Origin of the sequence: Variovorax paradoxus B4 (genome assembly GCF_000463015.1) — a bacterium.
Lineage (GTDB): Bacteria > Pseudomonadota > Gammaproteobacteria > Burkholderiales > Burkholderiaceae_C > Variovorax > Variovorax paradoxus_E.
The window spans coordinates 549,916-563,293 of record NC_022234.1; the positions used below are offsets into that span (position 1 = coordinate 549,916).

Genomic DNA, 13,378 nt, shown 5'->3' on the forward strand with positions numbered 1-13,378 from the left:
CCTAGAGATCGTTCCCGCAGTAGGAAAGATCAAAACTCTTGTTGCAGATGGGAAAGTCCGAGATCTCGTTGCCGCGCAGGGCGAATGCAAGGCCGAACCAGTTCAGCAGCGATGGATCCTGAACCTTGTAGTGGATCAAGCGCCCGTCGGGACCCGTCTCCAACGACTGGACCACGGGGCCTCGGAATCCTTCGCGCACCGAGACACAGAGCGTGTCGGGCGAAAGCGGCCCGGGCAACGCGGGCGCGACGCTTGCCAGGTCGAGTTCCGGCGTTTCGAGTACGCGGGTCAGCCAGCGGACCGATTCGTCGATCTCGCGCATGCGCAACTTCAGGCGCGCCCAGCAGTCGCCCGTTTCTTCCGTCAGGAGCGTGATCGGATCGCGGGTGTACAGCCGCCCAGGCAGGCTGACGCGCATGTCGACCGCCATGCCGCTGGCGCGCCCCGCCAGTCCCACGAGTCCGAGGTCCCGTGCCGCCTCGCTGCCGACAACACCCACCCCCCGGAAACGTGACCGGACGCTGCGTGCGTCGAGCATCAGATCGTTGACTTCGGCGAAGTCTTTCGCGAAGGCCGCGATGGTGGCGAGCAGGTCCTGCCGCTGTTCTTCGGAAATTCCGTATCGCACGCCGCCGGGGCGCAGCCACCCGCGGCCGAAGCGGCTGCCGCAGATCCGCATGCATGCATTGATGATCGCCGTGCGCAGGCGCCCATAGGTGGCCCCGCCCTGCAGGAATGCAATGTCGGTCGCCAGCCCCGTGAGGCTGGCCAGGTGCATGGCCACGCGCTCCAGTTCCAGTGCAACGCCACGCACCAGATCGGTCTCGATGCGGATCCGGGTGCCGGACAACGCCTCCACGGCGGCACAGTAGCCCCAGGCGTACGCGATGCTGCTGTCGCCGGCGATGGACTCGACCAGCGAGGCGAGTGCAAGCGGCGGGCGGCGCAAGAGCAACGCCTCGACGCCGCGGTGCTGGTAGCCGAGCTGGATCTCCAGGTGGTGCACCTGCTCGCCATGGCACATGAACCGGAAATGACCCGGCTCGATCACGCTGGCATGAATCGGCCCGACCCCCACTTCGTGAATCTCCTGGCCGCGTACCTTGAAGAACGGGTAGTCGGTCATGTGCTGCTGGTGCTCGCCCTCGTAGCGCACCGGCTTGAGCCAGGGATGCCCGGCAGGGATCAGCCCGGTCTGCTCCCACAGCTCCCGTTCGAACATCTGCGCGGCGGGATGCCGGGGCGTGAGCGACGGGAACGATTCATGGCGCCGCCCGCGTCCGCGCAGGATGCGCAGGCCCCCCTCACCGCCCATCACAACGGCCGTGACCACGGTGTCGCCGCCCGCATCGGGACGCCCGAAAAGCGTGATCAGCCGATCGCCGGCATCGAGCGCCTGCGCGCACCGGTCCACCCACGTCGCCAGATCGTCGGTCACGATCTCGCGGGTCTGCATCATGGCCAATGGTTCCATCACTGCCCGCCGATCGATTGCGCCACCTGGCGCAGGAGCTGGCTGATGGGCGCCGGGGTGTAGACGCCCAGCATGACCAGGGCCACGACGAACCCGAGCTTGGGTGCCGCGGTCACCCAGCTCCCGTCGGCCGGCGGAACCTGCCGGTCGGAGGGGCCCCACAGCATCGGGAAGATCGAGCGTCCCGTCGCGACAAAGATGATGGTCAGCATCGTGCACATCACGGTGAACGCGATCAGGTTGCCCGACTGCACGATGCCTGACAGGATCAGCATTTCCGCCATGAAGCCGCCGAACGGGGGAAACCCCAGCAGTGCGAATGTGCCCACGGCGAACAGCATTCCAGAGAATGGCAGCACCCGGATCACACCGCTCAGTGCCTTGATTTCATTGGTGCCATAGACCGCGCGCAGCCGTCCCGCGGTGAGGAACAGCAGGGCTTTCACGAAGGCGTTGCTGACGATGTAGAGCAGAACCCCGTACGCGGCAGCCCGCCCCACCGACAGGCCGATGGCGATCACGCCGGAAGAACTCACGCAGGCATAGGCAATCAGCCGCTTGTAGCTGCGCGCGGCCATCACCTGGATCGCAGCGACGGCCAGCGACAGGCAGCCCATGATCAGCAGCTGGTAGGCCACGAAGCCCGTGTCCCTGGCCTGGAACACCTGGAGAATTCGAAAGACGGCGACCACGCTGATGTTGAATTGCACGGCCGCGAGCAGCGCGCTCGTGCTGGTCGGCGCAGCCTCGTAGGTCTCCGGCATCCAGCTGTACAGCGGCGCGAGGCCGAGTTTGCTGCCCAGGCCGAACAGCATCAGCCCGAGCCCGAGGTGCCGCCAGGAATCGCCCACGGGCGGCACGGCGGCCGCCATCTGGTCGAGCGCGAAATGGATCTCCACCCCTTGCAGGTAGGCCGAGCGCGTGAGGCACATGATGCCCAGGAAAGTCAGCGCCAGCGACATGCTGGAGTACAGCAGGTAGCGCCAGGCGACCCGGTGCGGCGCCTTCGCGCTGCCTTGCGCGACCAGGGGGGCCGCGCACAGCGCGGTCAGTTCGATGAACGCCCACAACAACAGCAGGTTGTTGGCCATCACGCCGAAATTCATGGCCACCATGAAGGCCAGCGTGAGGGAGGCCCGGGACGGCATGTGCCTGGCCAGCGCAACCGATGTGTGGACCCGGGAGGCCATGTAGACGCTGATGCCCAGGAACACGATGTTGATCAGCAGCAGGAACAGCAGCGAGGTGGCATCGAGAACGAAATAGCGCTGCGCGAAGTAGAGCGGAAGCTGCGCCAGCGGCGTGCGTATGAAGACGGTGACCCACAGCCCCAGGATGGCCAGCGCCGCAGCGACCAGCGCCGGGCCGATCCACGGATGGCGTGTCTGCGGGAGCCGGCTGCCGGAACCGGCGGGCTCCACGGACCCGGGAGCACCCGGGGCGGCCGCGCCGGATTCGAGGGCGACGAGCCGGGTATTCATGTGCGCTCCTCCGCGGCATGCAGCGGATCATCCGCCTCGCCCGGCTCCCGCACGCCGACCAGCCAGCTGCCGACACCGGCCGTGAGCAGGTAGATGGCGCTCAGCGTTGCATGAACAGGCCATGGCCAAGGCTCGGGAAGCAGCGACTCGAACAGCGCCAGCGCGTTCTCCATGAAGAGGACGGCCACCAGCTGCGCGGGCGGCGAGTTGTTGGTGGCAAGCACCAGCAAGGCCACGGCCACGGTGGCGCCGACGACGCCGAGCGTGAAAGCCTGCCGATCGGACATGGCCGGTGCACCGAACTCGAATGCCAGCACGATGAGCGCGACGGCAGTGGCCCAGGTGAAAAGGTTCGACGGCATCAGGTCCATGTTCGGTTCGATGCGCAGACGGATGGCGCGGCGCAGCAGCAGCGGGGCGACGGCGCCGCGCACCACAAGAACCTCCAGCAGTGCCACGAGGACGTGGGGTGAGAGCTGTGCCTGCTGCGAGGTGCCGCTCCAGCCCAGAGCCAGTGCCTGCACGGCAAGCCAGACCGGGATGGACTGAATCTTGCTGAAGAAGACCGGGACGACCGTGGCGGCCAGAAAGATAACCAGTGGCAGTGTCATCAGGGCCTCGTCAGCCAGCCGGCGCCGGCCAGGCACAGGGCCGCGAGAGCCGATGCCAGCATCAGGTATCGCGGCACCAGCCGCATGCGCAGCCGTGCGACCAGCGACTCGGTGCACCCGACCACCACGGCAACACCGGCCATGGCGCATGCCGAGAAGAGAACGCAGGCCAGCGGTGCGGCCAGGGGGTCGAAGGGATTGAGCAGGGCTGCCACCAGGCCGGCATAGATGGTCATCTTCAGGGCCGCGGCGTATTGCATCGCCGCCAGTTCCGGGCCACTGTGGTCGAGGATCATCACCTCGTGAATCATGGTCAGTTCGAGGTGTGTCGACGGATCGTCCACGGGCACCCGCGAAGCCTCGGCCTGCAGCAGGATGAACAGGACCACGATCAGCGCTGGCGCCAGCCAGCGGAACGATTCGGCCTGGTGCAAATGGCCGATGAGGCCGGCGAAGCTGGCGTGGCCGGTGACGACACCGGCAGTGCCGACGAGCAGGAACAGCGCGGGTTCGACGAAGGCGGTGAACGATGCCTCGCGGGCCGCACCCATTGCCTCGAAGGCACTGCCGACGTCCATGGCCGACAGCATGAGAAAGATGCGCGCGAGCGCGAGCGTGTAAGCAAAGAAGACGAAGTCGTGGTTGAACTCCAGTGGTGCGAATCGGCCGAGATTCGGCGCGATCATCGCGGCGAGCATGGATGCGGCCAGGACCACCCAGGCGCCCGTGCGAAACAGCGGCGTGGCCACGCCGCTGAGCACCGGTCGCTTCCTCATGAGGCGCAGCAGGTCCCAACCCAACTGCATCAGCGGCGGACCCTTGCGCCCCGCCCACATCGCCTTGGTCCGGTTCACGAGGCCGACCATCAGCACCGGCATGCCGAGCGCCAGCAGCACATGCGCGAATCCCGCTGGAAGCGTCATCGCAGCGGCCCGCTCACCAGCATCAGCACGCCTGCGATCACGACGATGCCGATCAAGGCCGCGGCGAAGGCAACGCGCGGATCATCTTCATGCAACCGCTTGGAGAGATCGCTCGCCGAGGCATCGCCGTGGCCGATCACCGAGAAGAGGCGCCGTTCCACCGCGTCCACGCAATCGGTGATCAGGTAGCTTTCGGCCGGGAAATAGCCCGTGGGCAGCTTCTGCCGCCGCAGCATCACCATCACGCCGCGAAATCGCGCACTGAAATCCGAGGAGAAGCTGGACCCGGTGTACTGCATGCGCGAGTTCGGCGCACCGTAGCCGCATCCCCAGGTGACATGGCTCGAAGCGGTGGGGGATGCCACTCTGGAGCGCAGCCAGATGAGCACCTCGATCAGCAGCACGAGCCCTCCGGAAACCATGCCGATCCAGGTCAGCGTGGTGGCGATGGGTTGCAGCACATCGCCTGCGGGGCCGGGCAGGGTTCTCAGTGCGATGCTGGCGGGGCCCTGTACCAGCTTGAAGCCCAGCACCGGAATCACGCCCAGCGCGACAACGCCGATTCCGTGCACGCCCATGGGGGCCAGCATCCAGCGGCTCACCTCGGTCGGCCGCGCCACGCTGCGGTCTCGCGGTGTGCCGAGAAAGACCACGCCGAAGGCGCGCGTGATGCTCAACGCGGACACGGCACCCACAAAGGCCAGCAATGCGCCCGTGGCGCAGAACGCCACCTTCGCCCAGACGCCGATCGGCGCACTGGTGAACAAGCCCGAATAGATGACGAACTCGCTGGTGAAGCCGTTGAGCGGCGGCATCGCCGCAATCGCGACGCCGCCGAGGATGAAGCTCAGCGACGTCCATGGCATCAAGCGGGACAGCCCGCCCAGCTTCTCCATGTCGACGGTGTGCGTGGCCTGGTAGACCGCGCCGGCCGCGTAGAACAGCTGGCACTTGAAGAACGCGTGGTTCAGCACGTGCAGCAATCCCCCCGCGAATCCGATGGCGACCAAGGAGGCGTTGCCCCAGCTCAACCCCAGGCAGCCGACGCCGAAGCCGATGCCGGCAATGCCGACGTTCTCGGTCGAGGAGTAGCCCAGCAGGCGTTTCAGGTCGCGCTGGCCGACCGTGTACAGGGCACCGATCAGCGCGGACAGCGCGGAGAAGCCGATCAGGAACCAGCCCATCCACTCGTCGGGCTTGCCGATCAGGAAGACGAAGCGCACCAGTGCGTAGAGTCCGGCCTTGTGGATGACACCCGACATCAGCGCGGAGACATGCGCAGGCGCCGCGGCATGGGCACGCGGCAACCAGGAATGAAAAGGGAAGAACGCCGACTTCAGGCCGAAGCTCGCGATCAGCAGGAGGAAGACCAGGTTGCGCTCCGCGCCGGCATTGTTTCGCAGCCATTGCCCGAAGCTGCCGAGATCCCAGGAACCCGAATGGGTGTAGAGGATCATGAAGGCGGCGACCAGGAAGATCAGGCCGATGTGCGTCGACACCAGGTAGTTGAAGCCGGCGAAGCGGACCTTCTGGTTCGTGTAGTCCCAGATGACGAGAAGCCAGGCCGCCAGCGCCGCGGTCTCCCAGCCCAGCAGGAAAATCAGCGCATGGTCCGCGGTATAGACCAGAACGAACGACAGGGAGGTCAGGTTCAGCAGCGCATAGTGCAATCCCACGTGCCGCGTCGACTTGAAGTAGGGCCTGAGGTAGCCCACGGCGTAGATGCCGCCCAGCATGGTCATCGGAAGCGACCAGACGAGAAAGAACGCACCGAGCGCATCCAGCCGCACCTTGAGCGTGCCCACCGGATAGGCCCATGCCAATTCGCCGACAACCGGCGCACCTCCGGCCAGGATGGGGATCGCCGCCGCCCAGACCAGCGCCACGGCCATCAGCTGCGAAAGGATTCCAACACCGGCATGCACGGCATTGCGCATGGGCAGCAGGCAAACAGCAGCGCCCAGCAGCAAGACGAAGACGGCGGCATTGAGAGCCGTCATGGGTGTCCCCGGACTGTGGGCGCCGAAAGGTACGACGCCGTCCTGCTGCCTCGAAGGTGCCCAGCCGAGCGCTTCAGCGGCCCGAATTTACGGGCCACGTGCGCCATGCATGAATCGACGAAACAATGCAAATGAAGAGCTCCAGGATCTCGGCCAAGCAGGCGCTCAGAATGCCCGCAGGTTGCAATTCGATTGCACTGGATGATACTATCATTATCATGAAACTAGCATAGGGATACCTCATGGAACTCAAGACGGCGCGCCTGACGGTGCTGGTTGATCCCTCGAAGAAGAAGGCTTTTGAAGCGCTTTGCGCGCGGCAGGACGTCACGCCCTCGCAGGTGGTCCGACGCCTGATCCGCGACTATCTGGCTCATCACGGTGTGACCTTTGTTCCCAGTGGGATGGAGCAGGAAGAAGAGCTGGTTGAAAAACCGTGAGCGCGCCCTCGCTCGACAGGCCCGCCTGCCCCGCTTCGCCGTAGGCAACGCCCTTTGGGCGGGAACCCTCGAAAGGGCCGGACGTGCTTGCGCATGACGCCAAAGGCGGAGAACACAAGCCGGACAACGGCGTCCCTTCCGGGGCGCTTGATGATGTGCGCCTGGGTCGCCTGGCTCGTGAATGGCGCGATCGCGCGCAGCTGGGAGATCAGATCGCCCACGGCGTTGCCGATGCTTTCGAGGCGGAAATACAGCGTCGCGAACGGCGAATGGAAGGCGCTTCCGAGGTGAAGCGGGTCCGAAAGGAAAGCGCAGCTTCACGGCGCTGGTGGAAATTCTGGTAGGCCGCAAGATCGTGCGCTGGATCTCTCATGGATTGCGCTGCCTGCTGCAACGTTTGGGCGCCGCCCCCGAGCATCGGGTTTGTAGCCCGGCATCAAGAAATGATTCGTCCATCAAAACTACGGAGACCGTGATGTTCGCGATAGGAAAATGGGAACTCGAGAGCCGTGGGGTCAAGCTTCCCAACGGCCATTTTGCGCCGGCGGCATCTGCGACTTATCGTTCGGAGCCGCGCCCGGATGAGCATCGCATGCAATGGTTGGAGCCGACATTTGCGACCGAGGTCGAGGCCGCCGAATGGGGCATGAAAGAGATCAGGGCTTGGCTCGAGGCCCGCTTGGATTCGGGCGAATAGGTGCTCGCTGGCATTTCGGACGATGGCTGCTTGGCTGTCGATCTTCGCCCCGGAGATCGCCGAGCCTGTCTCGACATGAGAGGCGCAGAACGGGTAAGTGATTGAAGGCTGAAGGCTGAAGGCGAGGGCGCTGCATCGCAGGGCGCCGGCGTGGATCATTTGCACGCCGAAAATATACGCATTGAGTATATTTTCTTTTGAGATCTCTGCGCATGGCGTATATTTCACGCATGAGCCAGCAACAAGACCTCCTGCGCGACGCGATGCGCCGCCTCAATCTCACGCGCGATGCTTTTTCCGAACGGCTGGGCGTGCGCCGCCGCGCGCTGGACACCTGGCTGCTGCCGTCCGACTCGAGCGAGTCGCGGGCAATGCCGGAGATGGTCGGCAAGTTCGTGGCCGAGATTCTTCAGCGCGAGGCGCTCGACGCCGGCTCGGTGGGCACAGGGCAGCGCCCGCTCGCGCAGCGCATCGCGGCCGAAGGCAAGCCGCAGCTGCTGTCGGTTGCGCAGTTCGACCGCGGCAGCCTCGAGGACCTGTTCCACGTCGCCGACGTGATGCAGCCGATTGCGCGCCGGCAGAAGGTCACGCGCATCCTCGAAGGCGCCGTGCTCGGCAGCCTGTTCTTCGAAGCCAGCACGCGCACGCGCGTGAGCTTCGGCGCCGCCTTCTGCCGGCTCGGCGGCACGGTGTGCGACACCACGGGCTTCACCTTCTCGTCGATGGCCAAGGGGGAGTCGATCTACGACACCAGCCGCGTGATGAGCGGCTATGTCGACGCACTGGTGGTGCGCCATCCCGAGCAGGGCTCGGTGGCCGAGTTCGCACGTGCCACCAACATTCCGGTCATCAATGCCGGCGACGGTCCCGGCGAACACCCGAGCCAGGCCATCCTCGACCTGTACACCATCCAGCGCGAGTTCTCGCGCATGGGCAAGCTGGTCGACGGCACGCACGTGGCGATGGTCGGCGACCTCAAGTACGGCCGCACCGTGCATTCGCTGATCCGGCTGCTGTCGCTCTACCGCGGGCTGAAGTTCACGCTGGTTGCGCCACCGTCGCTGGAGATGCCGGCCTACCTGGTCGAGCTGGTCGCGCGCAACGGCCATGTCATCGAGCAGACCTCATCGCTGGCGCAGGGGCTGCGCGGGGCCGACGTGGTCTATGCGACACGCGTGCAGAAGGAACGGTTCGCGAATGGAGAAACGCTGGAGGGCTACACGCCCGAGTTCCAGGTGTGCAAGGCCCTGGTGGATGCGGCCTGCAAGCCCGACACGATCCTCATGCACCCCTTGCCGCGCGACGGGCGCCCGGGCGCGAACGACCTGAGCGTGGACCTCAACCACGATCCGCGGCTGGCGATCTTCAGGCAGACCGACAACGGCATCCCGGTGCGCATGGCGCTCTTTGCAGTGCTGATGGGCGTGGACCAGCAGGTGGCGCGCTCGATGCGCGATGCAGGCTGGCGTTCGCCCGCGCACATCGGGCCGGACGATGCGGACTTCGACGGGCTCGACTGAAACTACAAAGCACCTTTTCATGCGCCGGTGCATGACGGGAGGGGTGCGCTCCTAGACTGGGTGTTCTGGCGTCCGGGCGGGCGCCTCGAGGACATCGAATGAAGAACCACCTTTCCATGCAACCCCTGGCCGGCGTGCGCGTGCTCGACCTGTCGCGCGTGATGGCGGGCCCGCTGTGCGGCATGGCACTGGCCGATCTGGGCGCCGACGTGATCAAGGTCGAGCATCCCGAGCGCGGCGACGACACGCGCGACTGGGGCGTGCGCATCGGCCGCCACAACACCTCCTACTTCAACAGCTGCAACCGCAACAAGCGCTCCATCTGCGTGGACCTGCAGGACGAGGATGGCCGGGCGCTCGTGCGCAAGCTCGCGGCGCAGTGCGACGTGGTGATCCAGAACTTCAAGTACGGCGGTGCGCAGAAGATGGGCCTGGGCTACGAGGACCTGCGCAGGATCAACCCGAAGATCATCTACTGCTCGATCTCGGGCTACTCGGTGCTGAGCCAGGAGAAGGCGCGGCCGGGCTACGACCTGGTGATCCAGGGCGAGACCGGCCTCATGGCCATGAACGGCGAGGAGGGCCAGGGTCCGCTGAAGTTCGGCATCGCCGCGGTCGACATGTTCACCGGCATGTACTCGGCCCAGGCCATCCTGGCCGTGCTGTACGAGCGCACGCGCACCGGCGAGGGCCGCCACATCCAGATGTCGCTCTACGACAGCGGGATGATGATCACGTCCTACTACGGGCTGACCGCCTGGCTGAACAAGGGCGATCCCGCGAAGTTCGGCAACTCGCATCCGTCCATCGTGCCCTACGGCGTGTTCGAGGCCGCGGACGGCCCGCTGGTGATTGCCGTCGGCAACAACGGCCAGTTCAGGAAGTTCTGCGACGAGGTGATCCTCTGCCCGGAGCTGCCCGTCGATCCGAAGTTCGCCACCAACACCGAGCGCTCGAAAAACCGGCATGAGCTGCTGCCCATCCTGCTCGGCAGGATCGGGCAGTTCTCGCGCGCCGATCTCCTCGAGCGCATGAACAAGGCCGGCATTCCGTGCGGCCAGGTGCTGGGCCTGTACGAGGCGCTGCAGTCCGACCGGACGGCGCAGACCCAGGTCTGGCACCGGTTCGAGGATGCGGAAGCGGGGGCGCAGGCCGTCCACGCACCGCCCTACATCATCGACGGCGCGCGCTCGGGCGTGCGCCACCCTCCGCCGCACCTGGGGGAGCACACGGCCGAGGTGCTGCGTGAATTGCTGGACCTGGGCGACGGCCAGCTCGAGTCCCTGACCCGGAGAAGCGTCATCAAATGACGGAAATCGGACAAGGCCCGGACCCATTGCCCTGCGAGGGCGATGAATCCGGGCCTTGCCGATGGCCTGTGCCGTTCAGTGCGATTGCTTGGGCAGGTTCAGGCCGCGCAGGACAGGAAGCCAGCGGTCCGCCTCGGCCTTGATGAACTTGTCGAGGTCCTCGGGCGTGCCGCCGCGCGGCTCCATGCCGATGGCGCGGGCGCGGGCCACGAAGTCGGGATCGGCGATCACCTGGTTCACCGCCTTGTTCAGGCGGTCGATCACCGGCCGGGGCGTGCCGGCGGGCACCGAGAGGGAATACCAGAGCGTGGCTTCCATGTCGTAGCCCTGCTCCTTGAAGGTGGGCGCGTCGGGCACCTGCGGCAGGCGCTGCGAATCCATCACGCCCAGCACGCGCAGCTTGCCCGCCTTCACATAGGGCAGCGATCCCGTGATGGAGGTGCCGTGGATGTCGATCTGGTTGCCCAGCAGGGCCTGCAGCGCGGGCGCATCGCCGTTGAAGGGAATGTGCAGCGTGCTGAAGCCTTGTTCCTTTTCGAAAGCGATGGGCGCCAGGTTCGTCAGGATGGCTGCGCCCGGCGAGCCGCGGTTGATCTTGCCGGGGTTCTGCCTGGCATAGGCCACCATTTCCTTGATGTTCTTGTAGGGCAGGTCGGTGCGCCCCACGACGATGGCGGGCTGGTAGGCGATCTGCGTGACCGGGGCGAAGTCCTTCGCCGGATCGTAGGGCAGCTTCTCATAGAGCACGCTGTTGTTCGCCAGCGTGCCGAGCGACGACACCAGCACCGTCTGCCCGTCGGGCTTGGCGCGCGCGACGTAGTCGGCAGCGAGGATGCCGCTGGCGCCTGGCTTGTTCTCGATGATGACGTTCAGGCCCTGCTTGTTGAGCTCCTGGGCCAGGATGCGGCAGTACTGGTCGGTGCCGCCGCCTGCCGCAAAGGGCACGACGATGCGGATCACCTGCTGGGCGAGCGCGGGGGCGAGTGCGCAGGCACCCAGCGCCAACCCGAGGACGAGTTTTCTATAGCTCATTTTGTCTCCTGTTCCGGCCCGGGATCGGGCTCTGGAGCCAGTCTAGGTGGCTGCCTTTGACGCTGCGCTGCACGAAATGAAAAGCAGCTTTGCGGGAAGCGCCGGCAGGCGTGAGCCCGGCCTTGCACACTTCGCCGATGACCGTGGAGATCACCAGAATCGGGATGACCAAGGACCAGCTGGGCGAGAGCCCTTGCTGGGATGCCGACGCGCAGGCGCTGAACTGGATCGACGCGCTGGGCGGCGCGCTGTGGCGGCTGCGCGCCGGGGCCGAGCAGCCCGAGCGGCATGAGCTGCCGGCGCCCGTGGGCTCGATCGCGCCCTGCCGCGGCGCGGCCGTGGTGGTGGCGCTGCGCAACACCTTCGCGCGCTACGACTTCGCCACGCGCACACTGCAGCACCGGGCCGGCATCCCGGTGGACCACCCGAAGGTGCGCTTCAACGACGGCAAGTGCGATCCGGCGGGCCACTTCCTGGCCGGCACCATGCACGTCGACCGCCAGCCCGGCGAGGCCATCGTGGGAGGCCTCTACCGGCTGCGCACCGACCACCGCGTCGAGCAGCTGGCCGACGACATCGGCTTTGCCAACGGACCCTGCTTCAGCCCCGACGGCCGCGTGCTGTACCTGGCCGACAGCCTGGAGCGCACCATCTGGGCCTACGACTACGACCCTGACGGCCCGCTGCGCAACAAGCGCGTGTTCGCGAGGACGCATGAATTCGATTCGGGCCCCGATGGCGCGACGGTCGATGCAGAGGGCTTCGTCTGGACCGTGCTGACCCGCGCCGCCAGGCTTGCGCGTTACGCGCCCGACGGCAGGCTGGAACGCCTGATCGATTTGCCCGCGAGCTATCCGACGAGCATCTGCTTCGGCGGACCACGTCTGGAGCACCTGTACCTGACCAGCATTTCCCGCAGCGCGCGCCTGCAGGGGAACAAGGCGCAGGACGGCGGGCTGTTCCGGATCGAGGGGCTGGCCGCGCCGGGACTCATGCCCGACCGCTTCGGAGGTTGCCAGAGCGCTGAGCTGGAAGTTACAAGCAGGATCTCTTGACGACGTTCGCGTCCAGCAGTTGGCGCGGCGGGCCGGCGGAGATGATGGCGTTGTAGAGTTTCGTGAGAGTGCGCTGTTTTAGATCATTTTCGTGCCCCGGTTTGGCTACAGGTCGCGCCGGGAACCCTGCGGCCTGCTCCTCGGGAGTGAGGGCCCAATCGGTCCATTCGGGTGGGTTGAGGTAGTGGTCGCGCAGCTTGAATAGTTATTTGGCTGCCGGTGCGATTGCGTTTGCCCTTTGATCAACCTCGCGCGCCACAACCTCCAGCGCGCAACTCTCCGGCGGCGGCAACCTCGCTACCGCTCGGGCCTTGAATGATTTTCCGTATCGAGCCACTCTCGTCCTTCATCGCCGCCCCCGGGGTTCTTGGTTCGAAGGAGGCGACAACTATTCTGACGCGCGTGGGGAGGGCAGAGGCGCACAGGCATACGTCTTCAGCCGTGCCGTCTGCCGATCTCTGTTGATGATGGGACCTTGGCTCTCTTCTCATTTTATGCGACGGCGCGCGCGTTCACCTCGTGCTGGACAACCCGAACATTCATTTCGGGAAATGCTTCGACGATGTGTTGGGAGCGCGCGCAGCCAACACGCTGCTGCGCTGGGTGCGCTTTCACTACACGGCCAAGCACGCAAGTTGGCTCAACATGGCAGAGAACGAGATCGGCATCCTCACCCGCCATTGCCTGAACCGCCACTTCCCCAGCCAGCAACTTCTGCGACGCGAAGTCGATGCCTGGCAAACAGATCGAAACGCGTTGCGCCGAACCATCGAGTGGAAGTTCACTCGACAGGACGCAGATCACAACCTCGGGCGTCATTGCGTTTCGGAACTTA

Annotated in this window: 12 protein-coding genes and 1 pseudogene; 7 read left to right on the top strand and 6 right to left on the bottom strand. The window is 65.7% G+C overall.

All coding sequences use genetic code 11. The features are described 5' to 3' along the window. Position 1 precedes the first annotated feature (1 nt). The 5 genes from VAPA_RS29745 to VAPA_RS29765 are packed head-to-tail and all read right to left on the bottom strand — an operon-like array spanning position 2 to position 6,489. Entirely contained in the window at positions 2–1,459 is a 1,458-nt protein-coding gene (locus VAPA_RS29745; RefSeq protein WP_051255426.1) for a hydrogenase large subunit, read from the bottom strand. Between the two features lie 14 nt (positions 1,460–1,473). After that, positions 1,474–2,955, bottom strand: coding sequence for a complex I subunit 5 family protein (locus tag VAPA_RS29750; RefSeq protein ID WP_021003931.1), 1,482 nt, complete (start codon positions 2,953–2,955; stop codon positions 1,474–1,476). Continuing rightward, the gene (locus VAPA_RS29755) at positions 2,952–3,566 is read right to left on the bottom strand and encodes a hypothetical protein (protein WP_021003932.1); all 615 of its coding nucleotides are present in this window, start codon (positions 3,564–3,566) and stop codon (positions 2,952–2,954) included. The genes VAPA_RS29750 and VAPA_RS29755 overlap by 4 nt, the downstream gene beginning before the upstream one ends. Further along, positions 3,566–4,489 carry a respiratory chain complex I subunit 1 family protein gene (locus VAPA_RS29760; protein ID WP_021003933.1) on the bottom strand — a complete coding sequence of 308 codons (924 nt, stop codon included), beginning with the start codon at positions 4,487–4,489 and terminating at the stop codon, positions 3,566–3,568. The genes VAPA_RS29755 and VAPA_RS29760 overlap by 1 nt, the downstream gene beginning before the upstream one ends. Beyond that, entirely contained in the window at positions 4,486–6,489 is a 2,004-nt protein-coding gene (locus tag VAPA_RS29765) for a proton-conducting transporter transmembrane domain-containing protein (protein ID WP_021003934.1), read from the bottom strand. The genes VAPA_RS29760 and VAPA_RS29765 overlap by 4 nt, the downstream gene beginning before the upstream one ends. Before the next feature lie 242 nt (positions 6,490–6,731). On the opposite strand from VAPA_RS29765, the gene VAPA_RS29770 reads away from it, so the two are divergent. The 5 genes from VAPA_RS29770 to VAPA_RS29785 all read left to right on the top strand — a co-directional run bounded on the left by VAPA_RS29770 (position 6,732) and on the right by VAPA_RS29785 (position 10,456). Beyond that, positions 6,732–6,929, top strand: coding sequence for a ribbon-helix-helix protein, CopG family (locus VAPA_RS29770; RefSeq protein ID WP_021003935.1), 198 nt, complete (start codon positions 6,732–6,734; stop codon positions 6,927–6,929). Positions 6,930–7,012: 83 nt separating this feature from the next. After that, a complete protein-coding gene (locus VAPA_RS29775) occupies positions 7,013–7,273 on the top strand; it encodes a hypothetical protein (protein ID WP_155248138.1) in 261 nt (86 codons plus the stop codon). Further along, positions 7,258–7,626, top strand: a complete 369-nt coding sequence (locus tag VAPA_RS34655) for a hypothetical protein (protein ID WP_155248139.1) — start codon at positions 7,258–7,260, stop codon at positions 7,624–7,626. The genes VAPA_RS29775 and VAPA_RS34655 overlap by 16 nt, the downstream gene beginning before the upstream one ends. 230 nt (positions 7,627–7,856) lie before the next feature. Next, on the top strand, positions 7,857–9,146 hold the full coding sequence (locus VAPA_RS29780; RefSeq protein ID WP_021003938.1) for an aspartate carbamoyltransferase: 1,290 nt from the start codon (positions 7,857–7,859) through the stop codon (positions 9,144–9,146). 98 nt (positions 9,147–9,244) lie between these two features. Continuing rightward, positions 9,245–10,456: a CaiB/BaiF CoA transferase family protein gene (locus VAPA_RS29785; RefSeq protein WP_021003939.1), complete on the top strand. Its 1,212-nt coding sequence runs from the start codon at positions 9,245–9,247 to the stop codon at positions 10,454–10,456. Positions 10,457–10,531: 75 nt separating this feature from the next. On the opposite strand, the gene VAPA_RS29790 is transcribed toward VAPA_RS29785, so the two are convergent. Then, positions 10,532–11,488: a Bug family tripartite tricarboxylate transporter substrate binding protein gene (locus tag VAPA_RS29790; RefSeq protein WP_021003940.1), complete on the bottom strand. Its 957-nt coding sequence runs from the start codon at positions 11,486–11,488 to the stop codon at positions 10,532–10,534. Between the two features lie 164 nt (positions 11,489–11,652). Here VAPA_RS29790 and VAPA_RS29795 point away from each other — a divergent pair, with 164 nt between their 5' ends. Further along, positions 11,653–12,543 (top strand): SMP-30/gluconolactonase/LRE family protein, encoded by an 891-nt coding sequence (locus VAPA_RS29795; RefSeq protein WP_230559100.1) that lies wholly within the window; start codon positions 11,653–11,655, stop codon positions 12,541–12,543. Between the two features lie 519 nt (positions 12,544–13,062). Continuing rightward, positions 13,063–13,200 (top strand): annotated as a pseudogene (locus tag VAPA_RS35295) (IS630 family transposase); the annotation flags it as partial. Between the last annotated feature and the right edge of the window lie 178 nt (positions 13,201–13,378).

Bases quoted from the DNA above. Each gene is read 5' to 3' on its own strand.
- VAPA_RS29770 (WP_021003935.1), top strand. From the start codon at position 6,732: ATGGAACTCAAGACGGCGCGCCTGACGGTGCTGGTTGATCCCTCGAAG.
- VAPA_RS29795 (WP_230559100.1), top strand. From the start codon at position 11,653: ATGACCAAGGACCAGCTGGGCGAGAGCCCTTGCTGGGATGCCGACGCG.
- VAPA_RS29790 (WP_021003940.1), bottom strand. From the start codon at position 11,488: ATGAGCTATAGAAAACTCGTCCTCGGGTTGGCGCTGGGTGCCTGCGCA.
- VAPA_RS29755 (WP_021003932.1), bottom strand. From the start codon at position 3,566: ATGACACTGCCACTGGTTATCTTTCTGGCCGCCACGGTCGTCCCGGTC.
- VAPA_RS29760 (WP_021003933.1), bottom strand. From the start codon at position 4,489: ATGACGCTTCCAGCGGGATTCGCGCATGTGCTGCTGGCGCTCGGCATG.
- VAPA_RS29785 (WP_021003939.1), top strand. From the start codon at position 9,245: ATGAAGAACCACCTTTCCATGCAACCCCTGGCCGGCGTGCGCGTGCTC.
- VAPA_RS29780 (WP_021003938.1), top strand. From the start codon at position 7,857: ATGAGCCAGCAACAAGACCTCCTGCGCGACGCGATGCGCCGCCTCAAT.
- VAPA_RS29745 (WP_051255426.1), bottom strand. From the start codon at position 1,459: ATGATGCAGACCCGCGAGATCGTGACCGACGATCTGGCGACGTGGGTG.
- VAPA_RS29765 (WP_021003934.1), bottom strand. From the start codon at position 6,489: ATGACGGCTCTCAATGCCGCCGTCTTCGTCTTGCTGCTGGGCGCTGCT.
- VAPA_RS29750 (WP_021003931.1), bottom strand. From the start codon at position 2,955: ATGAATACCCGGCTCGTCGCCCTCGAATCCGGCGCGGCCGCCCCGGGT.